Consider the following 26141-nt stretch of genomic DNA (forward strand, 5'->3'; position numbering starts at 1 on the left):
TCGAGAGGGCAGGGAAGCGTATCAACGCGTTCGGTATTTTCGATTCTGCTCAGTTTGGGTCTGGTTTGCAACGGCCCGGGGGGGTAACGTCCCGCGCGCTACACAAAACAGCATTTGTTCTTCATGGCGTTTGTCAGTCGGCTCGTCTTAGTGACCTTTTTGACGCTCCTCGTCGCGCTGGTGACGGTGGCTGGCGCAGCCTATTTTGCGGGCAGCAAGGTGGGCGAGGAAATCGAGACGGCCCGTGTCTCCCATCTCCTCGGCACGCTGCGCAGCGCCACGGAGGCAAACCTGTCCATTGGCCTTACGTTGGACCAGGTGTCGCTGCTGCAATCGCGCATTGAGCGGGAGAAGGTGAACGATCCTTCCATCGTGGCCATCGACATCTTTAGCGCGCAAGGGCGGTTCATCTATTCCACCGATCGGGGGACCATCGGTGAGGCGGTGGATAAGTCCTGGCTGGCAAGGCTGAAACAGGATGGCATCTGGCACCTGGAGGGACGGCGGGAGACGATTTTCGGCACCCACTTCGATGGCGATCTGGGGCTGGCGGGGGGCATTGCGGTTACGGTTTCCGATTCCACCCGGGTCCAGCGGGTACAGACCCTCGGGTTTGCATTGGCGACCCATTCCGCCCTCATCACCGCAGCCGCTTGCCTGGTGGGCGTGCTGGCGGCCATGAGCTGCGCCTATGTGATGACCCGTCCCTTCGCCCGCGTTGCCCGAATCCTGCGGGGGGAGGACATACGCCCCCATCGCGGCTGGCGGCTGGAGGCCCTGGCCCTGCGAACCCGCAAGGTCTGGGAGAAGGCGGACGCGCGTGCGGAAAGCGGCATGCGGGAATTGCAGGAGCTGGACGATGCGCACTGACCCGCAATCGCCCCCCACGGGCCGCGATCGCCTCACCTGTGCCGTGTTCGTTTTCCTGGTCACGCTCCTGGTGGGCGGGATGGCCGCTGCCCTGATCGTGACGAGCTTCCGTCAGCGGGTCGAGAATGAGGCTCGGCGGGATGCCACGCTGATCGGCACCACAGTCGCCCGGGCTTTGGCGTCCCAGTTCGAGAAGGCGGCGCGATACGGAATTCCCCTGAAGCTGCTGCCCGGCGTGGAAGCCTATCTGGACGAGACCCTCTCGCGCACACCCGGCCTGACACGCATCGTCCTGCGCGGGCCTGACGGGCGGGAATTGAGGAGCGCCGTCGGCCCTGGTGTTGGCACGGACACCGTTTCCATGCCCATTCAGGTGGATGCCATTCAGATGGGACAGGTGGACGTGGTGACCACCCCCACCACGCTCTCATACGCCTTCGCCGATCTTAACCGCGATGCTGTCCTTGCTGTGCTGGCGTGCGCCATCGTGGGGGCGGGCGTCGCGGCGGTCTTCGCGGGCGCCAGCCTTGCCCGCTCCCGTTCTCGGCTTGTCGCCATGCTGGGTAAGACCGCGTCAGGGGATTATGACCTTGGTCCGCCCCCCGCGATTTTCAGTTTCGGGGCTGTGGGGGCCGCCTTCCTCGCCTTGCGCGCCGGGGCCCGGCGTATCCTGGAGCGGCAGGCCTCGGTGCAGGCCTACGCGGAAGAAATCCTGACCGTTGATTTCGATGGCCGGCTGCGCCCCGAGGTGGAGCGGGTGCGACGCAAGGTGCTCGCGCGGCCGGATGCCAAGAGTGAAACGCCGGGAGGCGTGTGATGTTGCTGAGAACACGCATCACCCTCCTGGTGGGCATCGGCTTCGTATCGCTGTGCCTCGCCTTCCTCGTTGCCAGCTTCGTGCGCGACCGACTGGAGCATGGCCGCTCCTCGCAGATCGCCATTTCCCTTCAAGGCTCGCTTTGGACGGAGATTGTCGAGGCCCAGGTCTCCGATCTCGATCAGATCCTCGCCGAAATGGAAGCCTCCTCCTTTGCCATGGGGGCGTTGGGCGTGGGCGACCGTGAGCGGGTGCTCCAGGAGCTGAAGGAGCTGGGTTACGAGGAGGATATCCCCAACCTCGCGCTCGAGGTGGTAGACCAGCGGCGGGACGTTACCTTCAGCCTCGGCGATGCCTTCGGACGTGGCATTCTGGATGCGGGCGCCCTTGATCGGGCGCTGTCCGGCCGCGCTGTCGGCGGTCTTCGGTCGGTCTCCGCAACCGAGATCCTCGTGGTCGCCTCGCGCACGCTTACCCTGCCCGGTCGAGGGAGCGTGGTGGTGGTGCTTGCGCGCGACGCGCGGGTGGCGGTGAACCGTTTCGCCTCCAGTCTCGGTGCCGTCGCCACCTTGGTGTCGCTGCGTGGGCGCACGGTGGACACCTCCGACGAGGTCTTCTGGCGGCAAGCCGATCTTGCCGTTTCGCCCCGTGTCCCGCTTTACGAGCAGGTGGTGCTGGGACCGCGCACCTATTCCATGACCACCATCCCGGTGGACGACCTGGCCGGCTCCATCGTCGGGGCGGTGGTCAGCCTGAAGGACGAGACCGCAGAATGGGAAGCGCAATCCCTCTTGCGCCGCACCGCCATCTTCATAAGCCTGGCGCTGGTGGTGTTCGGCCTTATCGGCCTTTACACCTTCCTCTGGTACAGCTTCCGTCCGCTTGAAAATGCCATTGAGGTGCTCCAGGCGCTCTCCCGGGGCGACACGTCGGTCACCCTCGACCGCACCGGGGCCGATGAGATCGGCCGGATCGCCCAGGCGGTGGTGGGCTTGCGGGCCAATGCCCAGGCCCTCACCGAAAGCCGCCGTCAGCGCGAGCGTGTGCGCCGTCGGCAGGAGGCGGTGATCTCCACCGAATTGAAGGCCCTGGCCGACGCCATCGATCCCACCGACCGGGAAGAAGTCCTGGCTTTGCTCGCCCGTCCCGAGGCGAGCGAGGGCGACGACGAGCTCCGCCGGGTGGCGCGGGTGCTGCACGATTTGTCCCGGCGCATCGTCGAGCAATATACGCGCCTGTCCTCCATGGTGGTGGAACTGCGCGAAGCCCTGATCACCAAGACCAAGCTGGCTGGCCTGCAGCAAGAGCTGGAAATCGCCCGGCAAGTGCAACTCGCCATCCTGCCCAAGGAGTTTCCCCCCGATCCCCGCGTGATGGTGGACGGCCATATGACCCCGGCTCGCGAGGTGGGCGGAGACTTCTACGATTATTTCTTCATCGACCGCTCAACGCTCGGCTTCGTGGTGGCAGACGTCTCGGGCAAGGGGGTTCCCGCGGCGCTCTTCATGGCCATTTCGCGCACCTTGTTGCGCTCGACTGCCATGTTTGAGCGCTCCCCTTCCAGCAGCGTGCGCCGCCTCAATGACCTCCTGGCGGTGGAGAACGACCAGATGCTGTTCGTGACGCTGTTCTATGGCGTCATCGACCTGGACACCGGCCGCTGCACCTATGTGAATGCCGGCCACAATCCGCCCTATCGCATCTCCCGGGAGGGCAAGGTTGAGGCGCTGCCCACCACCAAGGGCATGGCGGTGGCGGTGATGGAAGGCTTCGTCTATGCCGAGCGTGAGATCCAGTTGGAGCCGGGGGATACCCTGGTCCTCTTCACCGACGGCGTGACCGAGGCGTTCGACATTGACGACGAGCCGTATGGCGAGAAGCGCCTGGAAGCTCTGCTCGCCTCCGGGATTCACGAGCGGCCGGTGCCGCAGGTGGAAAACGACGTGCTCGCCTCCATCCGCGCCTTCGAGCGCGGCGCCCCCCAGGCCGACGACATCACCTTGCTCACGCTCCGCTATTTCGGCGGGCATGGTCCGCGCATTACGCATTAGAAGCGCGGCGCGCGGTGGGCTAGAAGGGATGGAATCCAATGGTGCGCCCAGGACCGGGTAAGCGGTCGCCTCGCCAGCCGGCTGCGGCCGTGAAACGTGTGCCCGTGCCGGAATAAGGGTGACGTCCCAAGCAGGCGGCACCCGGGAGAGACGCGTGAGCCTTGCTGCCCCTTCAGCCGCCGTGCCCGAGCGCGAGATCGCGACCATCTCGGCCGTCGGGACCGCCCATTTCGTCAGCCACGTCCTGCAGCTCGCCCTGGCGCCGCTCTTCATCGGCATGCGCAGCGACCTCAACGTCTCCTTCACGGATCTCGGCCTGCTGCTCTCGGTGTTCTACCTGTTCTCGGGAACCGGACAGGTGCTGGCGGGGGTGCTCGTGGACCGGTTCGGCGCCGACCGGCTGCTGATCGCCGGCATGGTGCTCCAGTCCGCTTCCATGGCCGGTCTGGGACTTGCGCCCTCCTATGCAGCCATGCTGCCGCTCGCGGCTCTCGCCGGCCTCGGCAACAGCGTCTATCACCCGGCCGACCTTTCCATTCTCAGCCATCGGGTCCGCTCCGAGCGTCTGGGACGGGCGTTTGCGGCGCATGTGATCGCGGGCAATCTCGGCTTTGCCGTCTCCCCCATCGCCTCCGGCTTCCTGGCGCTCATGTTCGGCTGGCGCACGGCCCTCATGATCCTGGGCCTGACCTGCCTGACCATCGCCTGCGGCCTGCTGCTGGCGCGCCCGCTGCTGAAGACACAGACCCACGCGGCGCGCGCGGCCGCCCATCCGGATGGACTTCCCGCCATCAGCTTCGCCCACGTGCTGATGACGCCCGTGGTGCTTCTGGCCTTCCTGTACTTCCTGTCCTCGGCCATGGCGCTGGTGGGGGTGCAGTCCTTTTCGATCACCGCCTTGCAGGAAGGCTATGGCTTCTCCGCCTCCCTCGCGGCTCTGGCGATCGGCTGCTATCAGCTCGCAACCATTGTCGGCGTCTCCATCGGCGGCGTGCTGGCTGACCGGGCGACACATCACCATCGGGTGGCGATGGCGGGATTGGCGCTGGCAACAGTGACCTGCGCCAGCATCGGGATGGCGGTACATCCCACCTGGATGACGGTGGCTCTGATTTCGGGCATCGGCCTGTTCTTCGGCCTCACCATGCCGTCGCGGGACGTGCTGGTGCGCCGGGCCGCGCCGGTCGGGGCCACGGGCAAGGTGTTCGGCGTGGTCTATTCCGGGTTCGACATAGGCTCGCTGCTGGGGCCGCTGATCTATGGCGTGCTGCTCGACCACCATATGAACCAGGCGGTGTTCCTCGCGGCCTCCGTGCCGCTTGCCTTCTGCATCCTGGCCGTGCTGGGCGTGGGTGGGCGCCAGCGGCGGTCCTGACGGGTCAGCCCATCAGCACCTTTCCGGGATTGAGCAGCCCGCGTGGGTCGATCGCGGCCTTCAGGCGCGCCATGAGGTCGAGCGCCACCTTGTCCTTGTAGCGCACCAACTCCTCACGCTTAAGCAGGCCGATGCCGTGCTCGGCGGAGATGGAGCCGTCCATCTGCGCCACCAGATCGTGCACGATGCGGTTGAACCCCTCCCAGGAGGCGAGGAAGGCGGCCTTGTCCATGCCCACCGGCTGGCTGAGATTGAAGTGAATGTTGCCGTCGCCCACATGGCCGAAGGCGCAGACCCGCACGCCGGGCATGTGCGCCTCGCACCGCCGGCTCGCCTCCACGACGAAATCGGCGACGCAGGAGACGGGCACCGATACATCGTGCTTGATGGAGCCGCCCTCGAATTTCTGCGCCTCCGACATATTCTCCCGCAGCGCCCAGAGCCCGTCGGCCTGGCTTTCGCTGGCGGCAATCACCGCATCCTCGATTTCGCCGGCCTCCAGGGCATCGCCCAGCACGGCCTCCGCAAGGCCGGAAAGGTCGTCGCGGGCGCGGGGGGAGGTGAGCTCGATGAGGGCATAGAAGGGATGCGTGCCCTGGAGCGCGCGCACCATGCCGGGCATGTGGCGCAGCACCGTCTCCATGCCGAAGGCGGGGATCATCTCGAAGCCCGTGAGGGCATCCGCCGCCTCGGACCGCACGCGCTCGAACAGGCGCAGCACCAGATGGGGATCGGGGACGCCGGCGAGCACCGTCGCCCGCTGGCGCGGCTTGGGATAGAGGCGCAGCACGGCGGCGGTGATGAGACCCAGGGTTCCTTCCGAGCCGATGAACAGGTCTTTCAGGTCGTAGCCCGTATTGTCCTTGCGCAGCCGGGAGAGGCCGTTCCAGACGTCGCCGTTTGCCAGCACCACTTCCAGGCCCAGCGTCAGCTCGCGCGTATTGCCATAGCGCAGCACGGCGGTGCCGCCGGCATTGGAGGCGAGATTGCCGCCGATGCGGCAGGACCCCTCGGAGGCGATGGACAGGGGAAAGAGACACCCGGCTTCCGCGGCAGCCTGCTGGACGGCATGCAGCGTGCAGCCCGCTTCCGCAGTGAGGGTATAGTCGCTGGCATCCAGCCGACGGATGCGGTCGAGCCGCTGGAGCGAGATCACCATGCCGCCCAGCGGTACCTGCCCGCCCACGAGCCCGGTATTGCCGCCCTGCGGCACCATGGGAATGCCCGCCTCGGCGCAGGCCGCGACGCAGAAGGCCACCTCCTCGGTGCTTCCCGGGCGGAGCACGGCCGGCGCGACACCCCGGAACAGGCCACGGTCTTCCATCAGATAGGGCGCCATCTCGGCGGCTTCCACGATCACGTGGCGCGCGCCGATACGGGCTGCGATGCGCTCGAGAACGGGGGCGGTGATTTCGGCGGGGAGATGAAGGGGGGCGGGGGCGTGGCTCGACATGGGCGGGAGACTGGATCAGGGACCTGCCCATCGCAAGCGGAACCTTAAGGGGTCCCTTCCACGCCAAGGCGAACGGCGAGGCGCGCCATCGTGCGGCGGAACACATCCGGCTCGTCCAATGCCCGCGCCAGCACCAGCGCGCCCTGGATCGCCAGGACAGCCTCTTCTGCGTCCGCAGAGGCGGCATCGGCCGGGCGGCCGGCCCGCACGAGGGCGTCAGCGAGCGCCGCGGTCCAGCGCACGAAATAGTCCTTCACCGCCGCCGCAAACCGATCGCGCGCTTCCACCAGGGCGAAGACACCCACCAGGCACACCCGGTTGCCGGATCGGAAATAGGCATCCACGCCCCGAATCATATGGGCGATGGCTGCGTCTGGGTCCGGATCGCTCCGCAGCGGCGCATAGATTTCGGTCTCGAACCAGGCGTCAATATGGGCGAGCACGGCCTGCGCCATCTCCTCTTTCCCGCCGGGGAAGAAATGATAGAGGCTTCCCTTGCCAAGTCCTGTCCGCGCCGAAATCACGGACAGGCTGGCGCCTTCATAGCCGTGCTCCCGGAATACCTCGCCGAGGAGGGGAAGCACGTCGGAACGCTCATGGACGGTGCGCGCCATCAAAGTCCAAGTTCGGTGAGGCCGGGATGGTCGGCGGGGCGGGGGCCCTTGGGCCACAGGAACTTGCGCTCTTCGGCCGAGATCGGGACATCATTGATGCTCGCCTGCCGCCACCGCATCAAGCCGGCTTCGTCAAACTCCCAATTCTCATTGCCATAGGCGCGGAACCAGGCGCCTTCCGCCGTGCGGTACTCGTACTGGAAACGCACGGCAATGCGGTTGTCGTGGAACGCCCACAATTCCTTGATGAGGCGATAGTCGAGCTCCTTCGCCCACTTGCCGGCCAGGAAGGTGACGATCGCGTCGCGCCCGGCCAGAAACTCGGAGCGGTTCCGCCAGATGCTGTCCTCGGTATAGGCCAGCGAGACCCTCACCGGGTCCTGATGGTTCCAGGCATCCTCTGCCATTTGGACCTTCTGACGTGCCGTTTCGAACGTGAATGGCGGGAGGGGAGGGCGAGACATGGGCATTCTCCGTACCAATAAGACTTTTCTGTACCAAATGGTACATTCGCGGATGGCCCTGTCAAGGGGCAGCGTCTGCTGGGCTTGCCGCCCCCAGCTCTGGCAGGTCGATCGCGTACGACCTATATTGGGGAAGGCGGCAAACTCTCAGGGGGCCGCATCTGAATGAGGAATGGCCGGATGGCCGATGATCACTTGCGCCTGGCGGACTTTCTCTGCTTTGCCGTCTATTCCGCGAACCACGCTTTCAACCGCGTCTACAAGCCGCTGCTGGACGAACTGGGCCTGACCTATCCGCAATATCTGGCCATGGTCGTCCTGTGGGAGAAGGATGGACAGACCGTGGGCGAGATCGGCGAGCGGCTGTTCCTGGAATCGTCCACGCTAACGCCGCTCCTGAAGCGCCTGGAGGCGAACGGGCTGGTGAACCGCTTCCGCGATGCCAGGGACGAGCGGGTGGTGCGGGTCAGCCTCACGGACGCGGGGCGTGCCCTTCGCGCCAAGGCGGCCGATGTGCCGCCCTGCATCTTCGCCGCCACGGGGGGCAAGATGGAGGATCTGGTTCGGCTGAAGGACGAGCTGGTGGCGTTGCGTGAGACACTCGGCGAGGCCGGCCCCAATGAAGGGAGCCGCGGCTGACGCGCCGTCGCCGCCCGAGGGTGCGTGTCAGCGCGGCGGTGCGCGCGTAATGGCGCTGGCGAGCGGCGTGCCGCAGCCGGAGGCAGCCGCCTCACTCAAGGCGCGTGCCGCACGGTTCTCGGCCCGTCCCCGCACGGCCTCCTGGTGGATGGAATAGAGGCCAGCGCCCACCACCAGGACCGCCCCCACGCTCGCCCAGCCATCCGGCGTGTGGCCGAAGACGAAATAGCCCACCACCAGTGCCAGAGGCACCAGCACGTAACGCAGTGGCGAGACGGCCCGCACGGGCGCATTGCGGAAGGCGTAGACGAGGCAGAGCGTCCCGGCCGCATAGCAGATGCCGGACCCCGCCATGTAGAGGAGCGAGGTCAGGTCTGGCCACGTCCAAGGATGCATGATGGCAAACAGCAGCCCGGTGACCGAAAGCACCACGGAGCTGGAAAAGGAGATGACTGTGGCCGGCACGGCGGCCGCGATGGAGCGCGTGCCGATGTCTCGGATGGAGCCGAACAAGGCCGCCAGCAGGGGCAGCAGGGCCAGCATGTCGAATGTGCTGGGATCGGGATGGGTGACGATCACCGCGCCCGCAAAGCCCACGATGATCGCGCACCAGCGCTTGAAGGAGACGTTCTCACCCAACATGGGCACCGCGAGGGCCGTGGTGATGAGCGGCGCGGCCATGTAGATGGTGGTGGAAGTGGCGATCGGCAGCACGGCCAAGGCCACCACGTAGGTATAGGTGGTGGCGGAATCGAGCGCGGAGCGGATGGCGACCTTCCGTCCAAATGCATGGCGCACGTTCCGGATGTCGCCGGTGACCACCAGCAAGGCGAACAGAAGCGCGCCCGCCATGATGGAGCGAATGCCGATGACTTCGGCCACCGGCAGCTTGGCGGTGGCGAGCTTCATGAAGGTATCGTTGCCCATGAACAGCACCATGGACGTGATCATCGCCACGATGCCGCGCATGACAGGACTGAAAGCCACCGGAACGTCTCCTCGCGGCCTACGCTCAGATTGGGGCGCGGGCCAAAGCCCGGCGCCGCGCGAGAAGCCGATGGCGCTTTCTAACCGATTTGGCGGCTTGGCGCCGTTGCGGAAAAGGCTGGTCGCGGTCCCCAGCCCGTCGCCTGCGGCATGGGTCCGCCATGCCGGCGCCGCAATCCCGAACGGGCAGTTAAGCCTTTGGGGATACGGAGAAAGTCGTCAAGCTTGGGAGAGGTAGAACCTAGCCGCCGGTGGTGCTCATGTGCCGGTGCACTGCCGGGGAGCGGGTGGCTCGGTCGATGACGAAATCATGGCCCTTGGGCTTGCGGAAGATGGCGGCGTCGATGGCCGTGTGTAGCAGGCTGTCGTCAGGCGACGCCCGCAGAGGCGCCCTGAGGTCCGCCGCATCCTCCTGGCCGAGGCACATATAAAGGGTGCCCGTGCAGGTGATGCGCACCCGGTTGCACCCCTCGCAGAAATTGTGGGTGAGCGGCGTGATGAAACCGAGCCGACCCCCGGTCTCCTTCACCTCAACATAGCGGGCAGGCCCCCCGGTGCGATAGGGGATGTCCTCCAGTGTGAAGCGCTCCTCGAGCTTCGCGCGGACCTCGGATAGCGGCAGGTATTGATCCACCCGCTCCGCCCCCACTTCGCCGAGCGGCATCACCTCGATAAGGGAGAGGTCATGGCCTTCGCCATGGCACCATTCCATCAGGCTGGTGATTTCGTGCTCGTTCACGTCGCGCAGGGCCACGGCATTGATCTTCACGTGGATGCCCGCGGCCTTGGCCGCCTTGATGCCGTCCAGAACCTTGCCCAGGTCACCCCAGCGGGTCACCTCACGGAACTTCGCCGCGTCCAGGGTGTCGATGGACACATTCACCCGCCGCACTCCGCAGGCGGCCAGATCCGCCGCATAGCGGGCGAGCTGGGAGCCGTTGGTGGTCAGGGTCAATTCTTCAAGCTTGCCGCTCTCCAGGTGCCGGGAGAGGGCACGGAAGAGGGTCATCACGTCCCGTCGCACCAGGGGCTCGCCGCCGGTGAGGCGCAGCTTGCGGACCCCGCGCTCCACGAAGGCGGAGCAGAGCCGATCCAGTTCCTCAAGGGAGAGCAGATCCTGCTTGGGCAGGAAGGTCATGTGCTCGGCCATGCAATAGACGCAGCGAAAATCGCAGCGGTCCGTGACCGACACGCGGAGATAGCTGACCGTTCGGCCGAACGTATCCATCAGCGGACCCAATGAGGTGCTCGCGCCACCGCTCCGGTCACTCAGGTCCCGTGCCATCCGCGTCACTGACCGTTCCTCTCTGGTTTTGTGCGGTCTTGACCCCGTTATATCGTATGCCTGAGCGGAAAGGGTAGGGGCTGGCGTGCGATCGGGCTTGAGGCTTCGGTGCGCGGGCGTCTATCACCACATCATCAGTGCGGGGCTGGCGCGCCGGTCCGAAGCATCTTCATCGGGGGAATAGCCCATGTCCGATCAGCCCGCCGGCCAGATGCCGCCTTCCCCGTCCGTGCCCGCAGACCCATGGCCCAGCGAATTGCGCTTGGCCCAGGACAAGCACGCTTTGGTCGTGACCTTCGAGGATGGGGCCAGCTTCACCTTGCCGGCGGAATATTTGCGGGTGGAAAGCCCGTCTGCCGAGGTCCAGGGGCACGCGCCTCACGAGAAGGTGACCGTCCCCGGCAAGCGCATGGTCCGCATTGCAGAGCTTCACCCCGTGGGCAGCTATGCGGTTCGCATCGTGTTCGATGACAGCCATTCCACCGGCCTCTACAGCTGGGTGCTGCTCTATACGCTCGGTCTTGAGCAGGAGACGCGCTTCGCCGCCTATTTGGACGCGTTGAAGGAGAAGGGGCTGAGCCGGGGGTGATCCGACCGTTCGCCCGCGTCACGCGACGGGGGCAAGCATAGTGTCCGCCGGCGCAGCGGCCTCGCCGATGAGGCGCCGGATTTCCGGGAGGCAGGAACCGCAATTGGTGCCGGCCTTCAGGCGGGTGCCGACCGCCTCGGGCGTGGTCGCCCCGCCTGCGATGGCCGCGCAGATGGGCCCTGCGCCGACCCCAAAACAGGCGCACACCAAGGGGCCGCCGGCTTCCGCCCCGTCGCCATGTCGGCCGGACAGGATCACCTTGCGGTCCGCGTCGCCCACAGGACCATGCTCGAACAGGCGGATCAGGATGTCCCATCCCGGCACGCTGCCGCGCGGGCCTGCCATGAGGACCAAGGCGAGGCTTCCATCCGGCTCGAATGCGGCGAGGCGGTAATGTCCGCCTGCGCGATCCTCCAACTCGGCGTACTCGCGCCCCGCGAGGAGAGGCCGCCCGAATGCCTTCCAGACGTTGATGTCCAGATCGGCGAGCACCTTCCAGCCGTACCCGCCCGCAAGCGCGCCCCGTGACCAGAAACTCCCCGGCGGCAAATCCAGCGAGGTCCGGGAGAGAATAAACGCCTCCTGAGGTGAGGGCAGGGGGGTGAGGCCGACAGGTGTCGCCTTCATGTCCGGCTGCCCGGAGAAGGGGTCTGTGTCGTCTTGCACCAGGGGGCCGACGCGGCCGTCCGAGCAATTGGCGCCGCTCCAATGTATGGGTGCGAAGACCGTCCCAGGGCTCTGCCCGTCATCCACGCGCACCTGAAGTCGCACCGTCCCGTGCGCGGTGGTCAGTCGCGCGAGACCTCCATCCTCCAGCCCCACGTGCGCCGCGTCCCTCGGGTTCACCGCGACGAACGGGGCAGGGATATGCCGGGCAAGGCGGGGGCTCAAGCCCGTCCGCGTCATGGTGTGCCACTGGTCGCGGATGCGGCCTGTATTGAGCAGGAGCGGGAAGTCCGCCGTGGGCGTGGCCGCCCGTGGCAAAGCGGGGGACACGAAACGGGCCTTGCGGTCCGGCGTGAAGAAGCCGCCGTCGCCAAACAGCCGCGGCCGTCCCCGCTGCGCACCCGGTCGAACCGGCCATTGCACCGGGGCGAGGGCCTCATAGGCCGCGTCGGAAAGATCGGCGAGACCGGAAATATCGAAGTCGCGGCTGCCCCCATTCTCGAAGCCGGACAGGGTGGCATGCTCGCGGAAAATGTCCCCCGGCCCGCGCCAGGCGAAGGCGCCGCCACGGCCCAGGCGCTTTGCCACTTCCGCAATGGCCCACCAATCGGGCTTTACGCTGGCGGGGCGGGGCAGGAAAGGCCGCTGGCGGGAGATGCGGCGTTCGGAATTGGTGACCGTCCCGTCCTTCTCGCCCCAGGCGGCGGCGGGCAACAGGACGTGAGCGCCGCTGGCGATGGTGTCGGTGTGGCGCACATTGTCGGAGACGACGAAGAGGTCGAGATTGGCGAGCGCCGAGCGCACCGCTCCGGCGCGCGGCAGGCTGACGGCGGGATTGGTGCCCATGACCCAGAGCGCCCTGATCTCTCCGCGCCCGATGGCGGCGAACATGTCGACCGCTTTGAGGCCCTCTTTCTGCGCCATGGCGGGCGCATCCCAGAAACGGCGCACCCGGTCCACCTCTTCTGGCGAAAAGCCCATATGGGCGGCCAACTGGTTGGCGAGCCCGCCCACCTCGCGCCCGCCCATGGCATTGGGCTGGCCGGTGAGCGAGAAGGGCCCCATGCCCGGCCGCCCGATGCGTCCGGTGGCCAGATGGCAATTCAGGATGGCGTTCACCTTGTCGGTGCCCTGGGCCGACTGGTTCACGCCTTGGGAATAGCAGGTCACCGTCCGCTCGGTCGTCGCAAACAGGGCGAAGAAGCGAGCCACGTCCGCCTCGGGCAGGCCGGTCGCGGAGGCGGTGGCGGCAAGGCTTGGAGCGATGCGGCGGGCCTGTTCCAGCGCGGTCGCAAAGCCGCTGGTATGGTCGGCGATGTAGCTTTCATCCAGCGCACCCAACTCGGCCAGATGCACCAGGAGGCCGCTGAACAGCGCCGTGTCGGTGCCATGGGCGATGGGCAGGAAAAGGTCCGCCTCCTCTCCCGTGGCGGTGCGGCGGGGGTCGATCACCACCAGTTTGGTGCCGCGCCGCTGGCGTGCCGCCACCATGCGGCGGAACAGGACAGGATGGCACCACGCGGTGTTGGACCCGGTGAGGATGATGAGGTCCGCCTCGTCCAGATCCTCATAGCTGCCGGGCACGGTATCGGAGCCGAAGGCCCGCTTGTGGCCGGCGACGGAGGAGGCCATGCACAGGCGCGAATTGGTGTCCACATTGGCCGTGCCGAGGAAGCCCTTGGCCAGCTTGTTGGCGGCGTAATAGTCCTCGGTCAGCAACTGGCCGGACAGATAGAAGGCAATGGCCTGCGGCCCGTGGCGCTCCAGCGTGTCCCGCAGGCCTTGGGCCACATGGTCGAGGGCGTGATCCCAGGAGACCGGCGCGAGGGCATCGCTCCCAATGCGCATCATCGGCTCCAGGAGCCGTGTTCCGTAGCCCACCGTTTCACCCAGCGCCGCGCCCTTGGAGCAGAGCCGCCCGAAATTGGCGGGATGGGCGGCGTCGCCCGCGATGTGCACCGTGCCGGCTGGCTCCGGGGTGGCCACCACGCCACAACCTACTCCGCAATAGGGGCAGGTGGTGTGCACGGCTGTGGGGTTCTGGACCGGCGCGTTCATCGGCTCACCCCGCTCCTGCCCGAGGCTGTGCTGAGCGCAGCCCATTCTCCCACGCTGCCCATGCCGCGTCCCCTCAATAGACGTCGGCCTGGTAGCGGCCGGCTTTCTTCAGGTCGGCCAGGAAGGCCACCGCCTGGTCCGCAGACAGTCCGCCTTCCGTGCTGGCCACGTCAATGATTGCCTTTTCCACGTCCTTGGCCATGCGCTTGGCATCGCCGCAGACATAGAAGTGCGCGTCCTCGTTCAGCCAGGCCCAAAGCTCCGGGCCAGCCGCGCGGATCTTGTCCTGCACATAGACCTTGGCGCCGCCATCGCGGGACCAGGCAAGGTCGAGTTTGGTCAGCACGCCCTTGGCCTGGAGGCCGGACAGCTCGTCCTCATAGAAGAAGTCGGTGTCGCGGCGCTGGTGGCCGAAGAACAGCCAGTTCTTGCCGGGCGCGCCCGTGGCCATGCGCTCATGCAGGAAGGCGCGGAAAGGCGCGATGCCGGTGCCCGGGCCGACCATGATGACGGGACGGCTGGCATCGTCGGGCAGCCCGAAGCCATGCGCCTTCTGCACATAGGCCTTCAGGCGCGCGCCCGGCGCCACGCGGCCGCCGAGAAAAGTGGAGCACACCCCAAGGCGCGTGCGCGCGCCGATGGCGTAGCGCACCGCATCCACGGTCAGAGACAGGCGCCCCGGGGTCGCGGCGGGGCTGGAGGAGATGGAGTAAAGGCGCGGCTGAAGCGGATCGAGGCTCTCGATGAAGGCTTCCGGATCCGGCCGGATGCCGGGAAACTTTTCCAGCGCCGCCAGCACGTCGAGGCTCGCGGCATCGCCGTCCGGGTCTTCCCCCGCCGCCAGTGCCTTGGCGAGCGCCTTGCGAGCGCCGCCCGTGACATAGGAGATGAGGGTGAAGAGCGGATCGGGCGCCGCGCCGAGGCTCACCTCGCGCAACAGCACTTCCGCCAGCGTCTTCTCGCCGATGGGAAAGTCGGCGGGCGCATGAAGGGCGGCGATGACCGCTTCCACCAGAGCCGGATCATTCTGGGGAAACAGGCCGAAGCTGTCGCCGGCCCGATAGTCGATGCCGGAACCCTCCAGGTCGAAGTCGATATGCCAGGTCTCCTTCTCCGACCCGGCCTTGTTGAGACGCGTGCGGCCCAGGAAGATCACCTCGCCCGGATTATCCCGCGTGCCGACGGCGGCGATGACTGGCGCCGACGCCGGCTTCGCAGTTGTGGGGGCGGCGGCGACGGGCGCGGCCTCTGTCTCGGCTGCGAGCTGCTTGAGCATGCGCAGCGTGTCCTTGCCGCCGGGTGCGCAGAGGTTGAGGGCAGTCTCGGTGCCCTCCGCCAGGGCCTTGGAATAGGTCTCGCAGATGTAGCCGCACTGGCCGCAATCCTGCTGCGCCATGGCCGCCATCATGCGGCGGGCGAGCGGGCGCCCCTCGGCGAGCTTCATGCGCTCGGCCAGTGGCATGGCGGCATCATGCCAGGGCGCGCCGTCATCCTCCTCCGCCGGGGCGGGCATGAGGGCGGCGCCCTCGGCCGGGGACAGGGCGGTGGCGCCCGACGGGGCGTCAGCCGAGAAAATGCCGGCGAAGAAGCCGTTCAGCCAGGCCCGCTGCTCGTCCGAGAAAGGCGCGCTTTCCGGCAGGAAGGGCACGAAGGGGGGGCGGGTCTGCACGGTCATGCCACAAGCTCCGCATCGACCAGGCGTTTCAGGGCTTCGGCGCCCGTGCGCCGGGTGAAGTCCGCGAAGGTCTCGGTGCCGATGCGATGGGCGAGATAGGCGGCCAGCAGCCGTTCCACGGTGGCGGGTACGTCCTGCGCCTTCACATCGCGATAGAGCTCGTCGGCGATCGCTGCCGCGCTGCCGAAGCCGCCGCCCACCAGCAGGTGGAAGCCATCCACTGTGTCGCCCTCGTCATTGATGGCAACCCGCGCGCCGATGAGGCCGATATCGCCGATATAATGCTGGGCGCAGGAATTGTGGCAGCCGGTGACGTGGATGTTCACGGGACCGTCCAGGTTCACCCGTCCGCCGCAATGGTCGGCGATGGCGCGGGCTGTTCCCTTCGTATCCGCATTTCCGAACTTGCAGCCGCGCGACCCGGTGCAGGCGACGATGCCGGCTTGGAGCGGGTCCGCCTCCGCCGAAAGGCCGAGCGCATGGATGCGGGACTTCGCCTCGTTCACGCGCCCGTCCGGCACGCCGGACAGGATGACATTCTGCCAAACTGTGAGGCGCAGGTCGCCATCCCCATGGGAGGCGGCGAGGTCGGCGAGGCCGCGCATCTGTTCCACCGTCACCCGTCCCACTGGCAGGCCGACGCCGATCCAGTTGAGCCCCGCCTGCTTCTGCGGGTGGACACCCAGATGCGCCAGCCGGTCTGTCTCGGGGCGCGGGAGGATGGCTTCGGTGGGAAGGCGGGTGAAGGGGCTCCCGAGCTTTGTCTCCACGGCCTTCAGGAATTTCTCGAAACCCCAGGCATCGAGCACATATTTCAGCCGAGCCTTCTTGCGGTCGGTGCGGTCGCCGCTGTCGATGAAGACACGCACGATGGCGGCGGCCACCTTGGTGGCCTCTTCCGGCCGCACCACCACGCCGGTGTCGCGCGCAAAGTCCTTGTGGCCGGTGATGCCGCCCAAGGCGAGGCGGAACCACACGCCGGCCTCGACACCATGTCCGGCCTTCACCTTCACCGCCTGGAAGCCGATGTCGTTGGTGTCCTCCAGCGCACCAATGCGTCCGGCCCCGTCAAAGGCGACGTTGAACTTGCGCGGCAGCCCGTACATCTCGCGGGTGTTGAGGATGTAGTGATGCCATTCCCGGGCATAGGGGCGCGTGTCGAGAAGCTCCTGGGGATCGATGCCGGCGGTAGGCGTGCCGGTGACGTTGCGGATGTTGTCCGCTCCCGAGCCCTTGGCGGTCAGGCCGAGGTCCACGAGCTTTTCCAGGAGGATGACACCGTCCGTTGCGGGGATGTCGCGGATCTGGAGATTGGCCCGCGTGGTCACGTCCGCATAGCCGCCACCATGGCGCTCTGCGATGTCGGCGAGGCCGCGCATCTGCCAATGGGTGAGAGTGCCGTTGGGGATCCGCAGGCGGCACATAAAGCTGTCCTGGGCGGGAGCCACATAGAACAGGCCGTGATACTTCCAGCGCAGAAGGTCAGGGCCCTTTGGGAACTCGCCCTTGGCCGCTGCCTCCTTCATGCGGGGATAGCTGTCGAGCCCCAGTTCCTCGCGCTTGGCCTTCTCCTCCGGGCACAGCTTGCGCCCCTCCGCCTCGGTGCGGGCCATGGCGCGGTGGCTGGCGGCCTCGGGGCCGGTGGTCTCGGCGGCAGGAGCCGTCTGCGCGGGCGCGGCGCCTTTCATCACGCGCGCGGCCTGCGCGCCGGAGACGAAGCCTTCCAGATAGCGCTTCTGGTCGATGGTGAAGTCGGCGCTCATGGGCCTGTCTTTCGCAAAGGGGGAGCGGCCTCAGGCCGCCCGATCGAGCGCGGACCGCCCGAAGGCAAGGTCCGCACGCAGATGGGCGACGGGCGCGTGACGGGTGATGAGGTCGAGATAGAAGAGGCCGTCTGACGTATCGCCGAACAGCACGGCTCCAACGAGGCGCCCGTCTTTCAGGATCAGGCGGCGATAGGTGCCCCGGCCGGCATCGGTGAGCAGGATGTCCTCGCATCCCGGGCCGCCTGTGATGTCGCCGGCGGAGAAGACATGGACGCCGGAGACCTTCAGGTTGGTGGAAACGGTGCTGCCTTCATAGGCCGCCCGTTCCCCGCACAGACGGGCGGCAAGGGCGCGCGCCTGCTCATAGGCAGGCGCCACCAGCCCGTAGACCGCGCCGCGATGCTCGGCGCATTCGCCGATCGCGAAGATGTCGGCATCGCTTGTGACAAGCTGGTCGCCGACCAACACGCCACGGCCGCAGGAGAGGCCCGCCGACCGGGCAAGGTCCGCATTGGGGCGCACCCCGCAGGCCATCACCACCAGGTCGGCGGGCAGGAGCGTGCCATCCTTGAGGCGCAGGCCGGTCACATGATCCGTGCCCTCGATCCGGTCACTTTCGGCCTCAAGGCGCACTTTGACGCCACGCGCCTCCAGACTCCCCCGCAGGAGGGCGGCGGCGGCGGGATCCAGCTGGCGCTCCATCAGCCGGTCCATCAGGTGGACGAGGGTGGTCTCGGCGCCGGCGGCGGCAAGTCCGCTCGCCGCCTCAAGCCCCAAAAGCCCCCCGCCAATGACCACCGCGCGGGTGCCGGGTCGCGCGGCGGCAAGGAGATGCTCCACGTCCTTCAGGTCCCGGAAGGTGAGCACGCCCGGCAGGTCCGCCCCGGGCAAGGGCAGACGGATGGGATGCGAGCCGGTGGCGAGCACCAGCCGGCCATAGGGCAGCACTTGCCCATCCGCCAGCGTTACCGTCTTTCCGGTCCTGTCGATGCCGGTGGCTGCGACCCCCTGGATGACCTCAATGGCGTTGCGCTCCCACCAGGCGGCGGGCTTCAGCGCCAGGTCCTCCATCGCCACCTTGCGGGCCAGCACGTCGGAGAGGAGCACCCGGTTGTAGGCCGGATGCGGCTCCGCCCCCACCACCGTCATCGGGCAGGCCGGATCACGGGCACGCAATTCCTCGCACAGCCGCGTGGCGGCCATGCCGTTGCCGATGATGAGAAGGCGGGCGCTCATGGCGTGCGGTTCCGAGCGGGGATCAGGCTGCTTCCACGAAGCGGTGCCGCTCGTGGAGGAATTTCAGCACTGCCTCGCGGGCTTTGAGGTAGGTGGGGTTGGTGACGAGGTCGAGCCGCCGCCGCGGACGCGCCAGGTTGACGTCCAGCACCTCCCCGATGCGGGCGGAGGGGCCGTTGGTCATCATCACGATCCGGTCGGAGAGCAGCACCGCCTCGTCCACGTCATGGGTGATCATGAGGATGGTGTTGCCGAGGCCTGCATGGATCTGCATGACGCTGTCCTGCAGATGGGCGCGGGTCAGCGCGTCGAGCGCCCCGAACGGCTCGTCCAGCAACAGGACTTTCGGCTCCATGGAGAGCGCCCGGGCGATGCCCACGCGCTGCTTCATGCCGCCCGAGACTTCCGCCGGCCGCTTGTCCTTGGCATGGGCCATCTGCACCAGGTCGAGATTGTGCATGGTCCATGCGTGGCGCTCCGCCCGCGAGCGCGTGCCGGAGAAGACCTTGTCCACGGCGAGGCGGACATTGTCATAGACCGTGAGCCAGGGCAGCAGAGAGTGGTTCTGGAACACGACGGCCCGGTCGGGACCGGGAGAATTGACCTCCCGGTCTTCCAGCAGCACGCCACCGGTGGTCGCGTCGGTGAGGCCGGCCACGATGTTGAGCAAGGTGGACTTGCCGCAGCCGGAATGGCCGATGATGGAGACGAATTCACCCTTCTCGATCTCCAGCGTCACGTCCTTCAGGACATTGGTGGAGGCGGAGCCGCGGGTGAAGGTCTTGTCGATATGGTCGAGCTTGAGATACGCGCCCATGTCAGCCTCCTCAGGATGCGGCGGTGCCGCGGGTGACGAAGGCGCCGATGGAGGCAATGATCCGGTCCAGAACGAACCCAACCATGCCCACATAGATGAGCGCCACGATGATGTCGCCGATGAGCGACGAGTTCCAGGCATCCCAGATGAAAAATCCGATGCCGACGCCGCCGATGAGCATCTCCGCTGCGATGATGGCGAGCCAGGACAGGCCGATGCCGATGCGAAGCCCAGTGAAGATGTAGGGGGCGGCCGCCGGCACCATGATCTTGGCGAAGAATTCCAGCGGGTTGAGGCGCAGAACGGCCGCCACGTTGCGATAATCTTGCGGGATATTGCGAATGCCGACGGCCGTATTGATGATGATGGGCCAGATGGCGGTGATGAAGATCACGAACACGGCTGCCGGCTGGCCATCGCGGAAAGCCGCCAGCGACAGCGGCAGCCAGGCGAGGGGCGGCACGGTGCGCAGCACCTGGAAGAGCGGGTCGAGGCCCCGCATGGCCCAGGTGGACTGGCCGATGAGGGTGCCAAGACCGATGCCCACAATGGCAGCCAGCGAATAGCCTATGGCCACGCGCTGCACGGACGCGAGGATGTGCCAGAACAGGCCCTTATCGAGGCCGCCGCGGTCATAGAACGGGTTGGAGATCAATTCCCAGGAATTGGTGATGATTGAAGAGGGGGGCGGCAAGGCGGAGCCCGGTGCGCTGCACAGGAGTTCCCAAAGTCCCACGAGGAGCGCCACCACCAGGAGCGGGGGAATGAGGACGGCAGCGACGTCCTTCAGGAGCGGTACGATCCGCTCTGCGATGGGCTTGCGTCGGGGCGACATGGGCAGGACGGTGGCAGGAGGGGCCGTGCGCACGGCCGCCTCGGTGGAGTGCAGCTTGAGGGCGGGAGTGGTCATTTCGGTCTCCTGATGGAAAGGGGGCGGCCGCCCGCGGCGGGGCGGCCGGCTTTGTCAGGCGATGCGCTTGATGCCGAGGCTGGCGAGATAAGCGGACGGATTGGCCGGATCGAAGACCTTGCCGTCGTAGAAGGTCTCCTTGCCGCGCGAGGTGGATGTGGGCACCGCGCTCGACGAGACGTTCAGCGCCTTGGCGGCATCGCGCCACATGTCCTCGCGGTTCACCTTGGAGATGAGCGCCTTGGCATCGTAATCGGGTTCGAACTTGCCCCAGCGCTGGTCTTCCGTGATGAACCACAAATCGTGGCTCTGGAAGGGGTAGGAGGCATAGTCTTCCCAATACTTCATCATCACCGGGCTTTTCTCGACAACCCGGCCGGTGCCGTAGTCGAACTTGCCCAGCATGCGGTCGGTGACATCCGCCACGGGCACATTGATCCATTGCCGCTTGGCACAGATGGCGGCCACTTCCGCCCGGTTCTCCATCTTGTCGCACCACATCTGCGCTTCCATCACCGCCTTCAGCAGCGCCATGGAGGCCTTGGGATTCTTATCCACATAGGCGGCGCGCATCCCGAAGGCCTTTTCGGGATGGTCCTTCCACATCTCGCCGGTGGTCAGGGCGGTGTAGCCGATCTTCTGGTGGATGAGCTGCTCGTTCCACGGCTCGCACACGCAGAAACAGTCCATGGTGCCCACCTTCATATTGGCCACCATCTGGGCCGGCGGGACGACGATGGTCTCGATGTCCTTGTCCGGATCGATCCCGCCGGCGGCGAGCCAGTATCGGATCCACAAATCATGGGTGCCGCCGGGAAAGGTCATGGCGGCCTTCACCGCCTTCCCGGACGCCTTCTTCTTCTCCAGCGCGACCTTAAAGGGCGCCGTGTCGAGGCCGACCTTCAGGTCGAGATATTCCTGGCCGACCGAGATGCACTGTCCGTTCACGTTGAGGCGGGCGAGGATGTACATGGGCGTGGGGACGTTGTTCTGCGTCACCTTGCCGGCCGAGATGAGGTACGGCATGGGGGTGAGGATGTGGGCCCCGTCGATGCCGTTGCCTTCCGAGCCCAGCACGATGTTGTCGCGCGTGGTGCCCCAAGAGGCCTGCTTGGCGACCGTCACGTCGGTCATGCCGTATTTGTCGAAAATGCCCTTTTCCTTGGCCACGAAGAGTGGCGCCGCATCGGTCAGGGCAATGAAGCCCAGCACGGCCTTGTTGGTTTCCGGTGCTTCGCTGGCATAAGCCGAGGGCACGCCGCCCGGGAAGGCCATGCGGACGGCGTCGAACAAGGCGGCGGTGCCGAGCGCGGCGGCGCTGCCCTTGAGCAGGGAGCGCCGCGACAACTGGGCGGGTTCCCCCGTGGCGGGAACGGCAGCAGGAACGCTCGGATCGGACTTGTTGGACGGCGCGTCGGTCATTCTGTTCCCCTGTGGTCGGCGAAAAAGGCGGGCCAGAAACGAAAAAAGCCGCAGACATCACGACGGCCTGCGGCCATCGGTGTCAGCGGCTCTGCTGCGGGTCCCGCCTTTGGGACGAATGGAATGGCGCGATCAGCGTCGACCGCACACGCATCCTCTCTTTCAAGAGTTGTGCCAAGTGCAGCGTTTTAATTAAGTACTTGTTTTATATAAGTAAAATAATATGCTTAAAATTTAATCTGCCTGGGTCGGTGCAAAAAGGATGCGCAAAATCGCGTCACTTGATGCCTTGGCGTGCACCGCGTGTGGTCTGCTGCCACGATTGCGCCCCCCGCCTGTCCCGAAATGACGACGCCGCCGAATGCGGCAGCATCCGGCGGCGTGACGGGGATAAATGATCGGGCTGCGCAGTCAGGCCTTCACAGGCGTCAGGCCCTCCAGCGCCTCCTTGGCGATGGGGGACAGGCCCTCTCCGCCATGGGCCATGTGTTCGGCGATCTTCTCGCGCATGCGCGGGTCCCAGAACTTGCGGATATGCGTCCGCGTGCCCTCCACCGCTTCCGCATGGGGCTGGGTGGCGAAGAATGTGGCGATCTGGTTGGCCATATAGACCAGTCGGTCGGTGGTGCTATGCGACATGGGCTTGCCCTGCGGATGGCCCGGTGCCGATGCGGTCCGGGTGGGTGAAGACTTCAAAGCCATCGTCCCGGACGATGGCGCAGAGGGTAATGCCCGCCCGTGCGGCGGTGTGCACGGCGAGGGAGGTGGGTGCCGAGACCGCCGCGATGACGCCGACGCCGAGCACCGCCGCCTTCTGGACCATCTCGATGGAGACGCGGCTGGTGAGCAGAAGCAGGCCACGGGAAGGAGAAGCCTGAAGGCGCGCAACCTTGCCCACCAGCTTGTCGAGGGCGTTGTGGCGGCCCACATCCTCGCACACCGCCAGAAGGCCCCGCTCCGGCTCGAAATAACCGGCCGCGTGGACGGCGCGGGTTTCCCGGTTCAGGGCCTGGGCCGGCGAGAGAAGGGCCATCGCCGCCAGCAGCTCGCTGGGCGAGAAGCGGGCTTGCGTGGTCACATGGGCGGCCGGACGGATCGCCTCGGCAAGGCTCTCCACGCCGCACAGGCCACAACCGGTCGGCCCCGCCATATGGCGACGGCGGGCGGAGAGCACGCGCATCTTCTCTTCGGCGATCCACATGCGGGCCTCAATGCCATCCTTCACCGCGATCACGTCGAGGGAGAGAATGTCGCCGGCCTGGGCGATGATGCCTTCGGTGAGTGAGAAGCCCAGCGCGAAGTCCGCAATATCCTGCGGGCTCGCCATCATCACCGCCTGGGTGGTGCCGTTATAGGTGAGCGCCACCGGCGTCTCCTCGGGCACTGCCCGTTCGCCTTCAGCCTCGACCCCATTGCGCCATGCGGCGCGGGCGACGCGGCGCACCGGTTCTGGAAAGTCGGGAATGATCGGGTGGTCAGACATGGCCGGTCCTCGTGCGCGCGAACCCTTCCAAGGTCGTGCGCCCGCCCGCGAACTTCAAGCGGAGCCGGGCAAAGGCCCGGTCCCGCTTCATCTGTTCCGGACGTGAAGACACCGCCCGCCCTCACTCCGCCGCTTCGGCGATGCGACGGCTTTCGCGGGACAACTTCTCATACTCTTCCTGCCACTGGCTCGGTCCGTTGGAGGGCGCGACCTGCACCGCCGTGACCTTGTATTCCGGGCAGTTCGTGGCCCAGTCCGAATATTCGGTGGTCACTACGTTCGCCTGCGTCACGGGATGGTGGAAGGTGGTGTAAACCACGCCAGCCGGAATGCGCTCGGAAATGATCGCCCGCAGCGAAGTGGCGCCCGCCCGGCTTTCCAGCCGCACGAAGTCGCCGTCGCGGATGCCGCGGTTTTCCGCGTCGTGCGGGTGAATTTCCAGCACGTCTTCCGCATGCCAGGCCACATTGGCGGTGCGCCGGGTCTGGGCACCCACATTGTACTGGCTGAGGATGCGGCCGGTGGTCAGCAGCAGCGGGAAGCGCGGTCCAGTCTTCTCGTCGGTCGGGACGTACTCGGTGAGCATGAACTTGCCCTTGCCGCGCACGAAGCCACCGATATGCATGATGGGCGTACCTTCCGGCGCCTTCTCATTACAGGGCCACTGCACCGAGCCCACCTCGTCCAGCTTCTTGTAGGACACGCCCGTGAAAGTGGGCGTCAGGCGGGCAATCTCGTCCATGATCTCGCTGGGATGGGCATAGTCCATCTCATAGCCCAATGCCTTGGCAAGCATGAGGGTGACTTCCCAGTCCGCATAGCCGTTCTTGGGGGCCATGACCTTGCGCACCCGCTGGATGCGGCGTTCCGCATTGGTGAAGGTGCCGTCCTTCTCCAGGAAGGTGCAGCCCGGCAGGAAGACGTGGGCGTAGTTGGCGGTCTCGTTCAGGAAGATGTCCTGCACCACCAGGCATTCCAGCGCGCCAAGACCGGCGGAGACATGCTTGGTGTCGGGGTCGGACTGGAGGATGTCCTCACCCTGCACATACATGCCCTTGAAGGTGCCATCCACGGCCGCGTCGAACATGTTGGGTATGCGCAGGCCCGGCTCGTCATCCAGCGTCACGCCCCACAGCGCTTCGAAGGAGGCGCGGGTGGCGTCGTCGGAGATGTGGCGATAGCCCGGCAGCTCGTGGGGGAACGAGCCCATGTCGCAGGAGCCCTGCACATTGTTCTGGCCCCGCAGCGGGTTCACGCCCACGCCGTCGCGGCCGATATTGCCGGTGGCCATGGCGAGGTTTGCGATGGCCATGACGGTGGTGGAGCCCTGGGAATGCTCGGTGACGCCCAGGCCGTAATAGATGGCCCCGTTGCCGCCGGTGGCATAGAGGCGCGCGGCGCCGCGCACGTCCTCGGCCTTCACGCCGGTATATTTTTCCACCTCTTCCGGGCTGTGGCGGGGGTCGGCGACGAAGGCCGCCCATTCCTGGAAGTCGTCCCAGTCGCAGCGCTCGCGAACGAAGGCCTCGTTCACCAGACCCTCTGTCACCACCACGTGGGCGAGCGCGGTGACGATGGCGACGTTCGTGCCGGGGCGCAGCGCCAGATGGTACGAGGCCTCCACATGGGGTGAGCGGACGATGTCGGTGCGGCGGGGATCCACCACGATGAGCTTGGCACCCTGGCGCAGCCGCTTCTTGAGGCGCGAGCCGAACACCGGGTGGCCATCGGTGGGATTGGCGCCAATGATGAGCACGACGTCGCTCGCCTCGACGGAATCGAAGTCCTGCGTGCCCGCCGAGGTGCCATAGGTCTGGGAGAGGCCATAGCCGGTGGGCGAGTGGCAGACGCGGGCGCAGGTGTCCACGTTGTTATTGCCGAAGGCACCACGAATCAGCTTCTGGACCAGATAAGTCTCCTCATTGGTGCAGCGCGAGGAGGTGATGCCGCCCACCGAACGGCGGCCATATTTCGCCTGGATGCGCTTGAATTCGGAGGCGGCGTAAGCGATCGCCTCCTCGTAGCTCACTTCCTTCCACGGCTCGTGGATGGAGGCGCGGATCATGGGCTTCAGGATGCGGTCCTGGTGGGTGGCATAGCCATAGGCGAAGCGGCCCTTCACGCAGCTATGGCCCCGGTTCGCCTTGCCGTCCTTGTAGGGCACCATGCGCACCAATTCATCGCCGCGCATTTCGGCCTTGAAGGCGCAGCCCACGCCGCAATAAGCGCAGGTGGTCACCACCGAATGCTCGGGGGTGCCGATCTCGAACATAGCCTTCTCATTGAGCGTGGCCGTTGGGCAGGCCTGCACGCAGGCGCCGCAGGACACGCACTCGGAGGACAGGAACGGCTCGTCCATGCCGGGCGAAACGCGCGAGCCGAAGCCGCGGCCGGAAATGGTGAGCGCGAACGTGCCCTGCACTTCCTCGCAGGCGCGCACGCAGCGATTGCAGACGATGCACTTCGACTGCTCATAGGTGAAATAGGGGTTTGACTCGTCCTTGCCGAGCTTGGTGTGGTTTTCCCCCTCATAGCCGTAGCGGACCTCGCGCAGACCCACCACGCCGGCCATGTCCTGCAATTCGCAGTCGCCATTGGCCGAGCAGGTCAGGCAGTCCAGCGGATGGTCGGAGATAAAGAGCTCCATCACCCCCTTGCGGATCTGCTTCAGCCGCTCGGTCTGGGTCTTCACCACCATGCCGTCCATCACCGGGGTGGTGCAGGAGGCGGGCGTGCCGGCGCGGCCCTCGATCTCCACCAGGCAGAGCCGGCAGGAGCCGAACGCATCCAGCATGTCCGTGGCGCAGAGCTTGGGAATCTGGTTCCCCACCTCCATGGCCGCGCGCATGATGGACGTGCCCTCGGGCACCTCCACCGTCATCCCGTCAATGACGAGGGAGACAAGCTTTTGCGACTTGGAGGCCGGGGTGCCGTAATCGATTTCGTGCACGAGGGACATGGCGT

At 66.5% G+C, this 26141-nt stretch carries 21 protein-coding genes; 6 read left to right on the forward strand and 15 right to left on the reverse strand.

The window, feature by feature from the left end; translation table 11 throughout:
* Positions 1 to 159 precede the first annotated feature (159 nt).
* From PV781_RS10080 to PV781_RS10095, 4 genes are all read left to right on the forward strand, one after another.
* On the forward strand, positions 160 to 870 hold the full coding sequence (locus tag PV781_RS10080; protein ID WP_274775492.1) for a hypothetical protein: 711 nt from the start codon (positions 160 to 162) through the stop codon (positions 868 to 870).
* The gene (locus PV781_RS10085; RefSeq protein ID WP_274775493.1) at positions 860 to 1687 is read left to right on the forward strand and encodes a hypothetical protein; all 828 of its coding nucleotides are present in this window, start codon (positions 860 to 862) and stop codon (positions 1685 to 1687) included. Before PV781_RS10080 ends, PV781_RS10085 begins: the two co-directional genes overlap by 11 nt.
* Entirely contained in the window at positions 1687 to 3738 is a 2052-nt protein-coding gene (locus PV781_RS10090) for a SpoIIE family protein phosphatase (protein ID WP_274775494.1), read from the forward strand. The genes PV781_RS10085 and PV781_RS10090 overlap by 1 nt, the downstream gene beginning before the upstream one ends.
* 154 nt (positions 3739 to 3892) lie before the next feature.
* Positions 3893 to 5113 carry an MFS transporter gene (locus PV781_RS10095; RefSeq protein ID WP_274775495.1) on the forward strand — a complete coding sequence of 407 codons (1221 nt, stop codon included), beginning with the start codon at positions 3893 to 3895 and terminating at the stop codon, positions 5111 to 5113.
* A 4-nt stretch (positions 5114 to 5117) separates the two neighbouring features.
* On the opposite strand, the gene PV781_RS10100 is transcribed toward PV781_RS10095, so the two are convergent.
* Genes PV781_RS10100 through PV781_RS10110 form a run of 3 tightly spaced genes read right to left on the reverse strand, consistent with a single transcriptional unit; the run spans position 5118 to position 7650 of the window.
* The gene (locus tag PV781_RS10100; protein WP_274775496.1) at positions 5118 to 6566 is read right to left on the reverse strand and encodes an FAD-binding oxidoreductase; all 1449 of its coding nucleotides are present in this window, start codon (positions 6564 to 6566) and stop codon (positions 5118 to 5120) included.
* 44 nt (positions 6567 to 6610) lie between these two features.
* Positions 6611 to 7180 (reverse strand): TetR/AcrR family transcriptional regulator, encoded by a 570-nt coding sequence (locus PV781_RS10105; RefSeq protein WP_274775497.1) that lies wholly within the window; start codon positions 7178 to 7180, stop codon positions 6611 to 6613.
* A complete protein-coding gene (locus PV781_RS10110; RefSeq protein WP_274775498.1) occupies positions 7180 to 7650 on the reverse strand; it encodes a nuclear transport factor 2 family protein in 471 nt (156 codons plus the stop codon). Before PV781_RS10110 ends, PV781_RS10105 begins: the two co-directional genes overlap by 1 nt.
* Positions 7651 to 7824: 174 nt before the next feature.
* Between PV781_RS10110 and PV781_RS10115 the strand changes: the two genes are divergently transcribed.
* Positions 7825 to 8283, forward strand: a complete 459-nt coding sequence (locus tag PV781_RS10115; protein ID WP_274775499.1) for a MarR family winged helix-turn-helix transcriptional regulator — start codon at positions 7825 to 7827, stop codon at positions 8281 to 8283.
* Between the two features lie 27 nt (positions 8284 to 8310).
* On the opposite strand, the gene PV781_RS10120 is transcribed toward PV781_RS10115, so the two are convergent.
* Positions 8311 to 9270: a DMT family transporter gene (locus tag PV781_RS10120; protein ID WP_274775500.1), complete on the reverse strand. Its 960-nt coding sequence runs from the start codon at positions 9268 to 9270 to the stop codon at positions 8311 to 8313.
* A 241-nt stretch (positions 9271 to 9511) separates the two neighbouring features.
* The gene (gene moaA / locus PV781_RS10125; protein WP_425532381.1) at positions 9512 to 10498 is read right to left on the reverse strand and encodes a GTP 3',8-cyclase MoaA; all 987 of its coding nucleotides are present in this window, start codon (positions 10496 to 10498) and stop codon (positions 9512 to 9514) included.
* A 244-nt stretch (positions 10499 to 10742) separates the two neighbouring features.
* On the opposite strand from moaA, the gene PV781_RS10130 reads away from it, so the two are divergent.
* Positions 10743 to 11144 (forward strand): gamma-butyrobetaine hydroxylase family protein, encoded by a 402-nt coding sequence (locus PV781_RS10130; RefSeq protein WP_274775501.1) that lies wholly within the window; start codon positions 10743 to 10745, stop codon positions 11142 to 11144.
* Between the two features lie 18 nt (positions 11145 to 11162).
* Here the strand turns inward: PV781_RS10130 and PV781_RS10135 are convergent, their stop codons facing one another.
* The 10 genes from PV781_RS10135 to fdhF all read right to left on the reverse strand — a co-directional run bounded on the left by PV781_RS10135 (position 11163) and on the right by fdhF (position 26136).
* Positions 11163 to 13868, reverse strand: a complete 2706-nt coding sequence (locus tag PV781_RS10135) for a nitrate reductase (protein ID WP_274775502.1) — start codon at positions 13866 to 13868, stop codon at positions 11163 to 11165.
* Between the two features lie 73 nt (positions 13869 to 13941).
* Positions 13942 to 15543 carry a sulfite reductase subunit alpha gene (locus tag PV781_RS10140; protein ID WP_274775503.1) on the reverse strand — a complete coding sequence of 534 codons (1602 nt, stop codon included), beginning with the start codon at positions 15541 to 15543 and terminating at the stop codon, positions 13942 to 13944.
* Positions 15540 to 17306, reverse strand: coding sequence for a NirA family protein (locus PV781_RS10145; protein WP_274775504.1), 1767 nt, complete (start codon positions 17304 to 17306; stop codon positions 15540 to 15542). Before PV781_RS10145 ends, PV781_RS10140 begins: the two co-directional genes overlap by 4 nt.
* A gap of 30 nt (positions 17307 to 17336) precedes the next feature.
* The gene (locus PV781_RS10150; RefSeq protein ID WP_274775505.1) at positions 17337 to 18545 is read right to left on the reverse strand and encodes an NAD(P)/FAD-dependent oxidoreductase; all 1209 of its coding nucleotides are present in this window, start codon (positions 18543 to 18545) and stop codon (positions 17337 to 17339) included.
* 22 nt (positions 18546 to 18567) lie between these two features.
* On the reverse strand, positions 18568 to 19362 hold the full coding sequence (locus tag PV781_RS10155; protein ID WP_274775506.1) for an ABC transporter ATP-binding protein: 795 nt from the start codon (positions 19360 to 19362) through the stop codon (positions 18568 to 18570).
* Between the two features lie 10 nt (positions 19363 to 19372).
* The gene (ntrB, locus tag PV781_RS10160; protein ID WP_274775507.1) at positions 19373 to 20272 is read right to left on the reverse strand and encodes a nitrate ABC transporter permease; all 900 of its coding nucleotides are present in this window, start codon (positions 20270 to 20272) and stop codon (positions 19373 to 19375) included.
* Between the two features lie 54 nt (positions 20273 to 20326).
* Positions 20327 to 21694, reverse strand: coding sequence for a CmpA/NrtA family ABC transporter substrate-binding protein (locus PV781_RS10165; protein WP_274775508.1), 1368 nt, complete (start codon positions 21692 to 21694; stop codon positions 20327 to 20329).
* A gap of 411 nt (positions 21695 to 22105) precedes the next feature.
* Positions 22106 to 22333, reverse strand: coding sequence for a formate dehydrogenase subunit delta (locus tag PV781_RS10170; protein WP_274775509.1), 228 nt, complete (start codon positions 22331 to 22333; stop codon positions 22106 to 22108).
* The gene (fdhD, locus tag PV781_RS10175) at positions 22323 to 23177 is read right to left on the reverse strand and encodes a formate dehydrogenase accessory sulfurtransferase FdhD (RefSeq protein ID WP_274775510.1); all 855 of its coding nucleotides are present in this window, start codon (positions 23175 to 23177) and stop codon (positions 22323 to 22325) included. Before fdhD ends, PV781_RS10170 begins: the two co-directional genes overlap by 11 nt.
* Before the next feature lie 121 nt (positions 23178 to 23298).
* On the reverse strand, positions 23299 to 26136 hold the full coding sequence (gene fdhF, locus PV781_RS10180) for a formate dehydrogenase subunit alpha (protein WP_274775511.1): 2838 nt from the start codon (positions 26134 to 26136) through the stop codon (positions 23299 to 23301).
* Positions 26137 to 26141 lie beyond the last annotated feature (5 nt).

It is taken from the genome of Aquabacter sediminis (assembly GCF_028863665.1).
In the GTDB taxonomy this organism is placed as follows: domain Bacteria; phylum Pseudomonadota; class Alphaproteobacteria; order Rhizobiales; family Xanthobacteraceae; genus L1I39.

What these genes read in the sequence shown, in the direction of transcription:
- moaA (WP_425532381.1), bottom strand. Translation starts at nt 10,498, where the DNA reads ATGGATACGTTCGGCCGAACGGTCAGCTATCTCCGCGTGTCGGTCACG.
- PV781_RS10115 (WP_274775499.1), top strand. Translation starts at nt 7,825, where the DNA reads ATGGCCGATGATCACTTGCGCCTGGCGGACTTTCTCTGCTTTGCCGTC.
- PV781_RS10085 (WP_274775493.1), top strand. Translation starts at nt 860, where the DNA reads ATGCGCACTGACCCGCAATCGCCCCCCACGGGCCGCGATCGCCTCACC.
- PV781_RS10165 (WP_274775508.1), bottom strand. Translation starts at nt 21,694, where the DNA reads ATGACCGACGCGCCGTCCAACAAGTCCGATCCGAGCGTTCCTGCTGCC.
- PV781_RS10090 (WP_274775494.1), top strand. Translation starts at nt 1,687, where the DNA reads ATGTTGCTGAGAACACGCATCACCCTCCTGGTGGGCATCGGCTTCGTA.
- PV781_RS10140 (WP_274775503.1), bottom strand. Translation starts at nt 15,543, where the DNA reads ATGACCGTGCAGACCCGCCCCCCCTTCGTGCCCTTCCTGCCGGAAAGC.
- ntrB (WP_274775507.1), bottom strand. Translation starts at nt 20,272, where the DNA reads ATGACCACTCCCGCCCTCAAGCTGCACTCCACCGAGGCGGCCGTGCGC.
- fdhD (WP_274775510.1), bottom strand. Translation starts at nt 23,177, where the DNA reads ATGTCTGACCACCCGATCATTCCCGACTTTCCAGAACCGGTGCGCCGC.
- PV781_RS10100 (WP_274775496.1), bottom strand. Translation starts at nt 6,566, where the DNA reads ATGTCGAGCCACGCCCCCGCCCCCCTTCATCTCCCCGCCGAAATCACC.
- PV781_RS10155 (WP_274775506.1), bottom strand. Translation starts at nt 19,362, where the DNA reads ATGGGCGCGTATCTCAAGCTCGACCATATCGACAAGACCTTCACCCGC.
- PV781_RS10110 (WP_274775498.1), bottom strand. Translation starts at nt 7,650, where the DNA reads ATGCCCATGTCTCGCCCTCCCCTCCCGCCATTCACGTTCGAAACGGCA.
- PV781_RS10135 (WP_274775502.1), bottom strand. Translation starts at nt 13,868, where the DNA reads ATGAACGCGCCGGTCCAGAACCCCACAGCCGTGCACACCACCTGCCCC.
- PV781_RS10145 (WP_274775504.1), bottom strand. Translation starts at nt 17,306, where the DNA reads ATGAGCGCCGACTTCACCATCGACCAGAAGCGCTATCTGGAAGGCTTC.
- PV781_RS10130 (WP_274775501.1), top strand. Translation starts at nt 10,743, where the DNA reads ATGTCCGATCAGCCCGCCGGCCAGATGCCGCCTTCCCCGTCCGTGCCC.
- fdhF (WP_274775511.1), bottom strand. Translation starts at nt 26,136, where the DNA reads ATGTCCCTCGTGCACGAAATCGATTACGGCACCCCGGCCTCCAAGTCG.
- PV781_RS10150 (WP_274775505.1), bottom strand. Translation starts at nt 18,545, where the DNA reads ATGAGCGCCCGCCTTCTCATCATCGGCAACGGCATGGCCGCCACGCGG.
- PV781_RS10170 (WP_274775509.1), bottom strand. Translation starts at nt 22,333, where the DNA reads ATGTCGCATAGCACCACCGACCGACTGGTCTATATGGCCAACCAGATC.
- PV781_RS10105 (WP_274775497.1), bottom strand. Translation starts at nt 7,180, where the DNA reads ATGGCGCGCACCGTCCATGAGCGTTCCGACGTGCTTCCCCTCCTCGGC.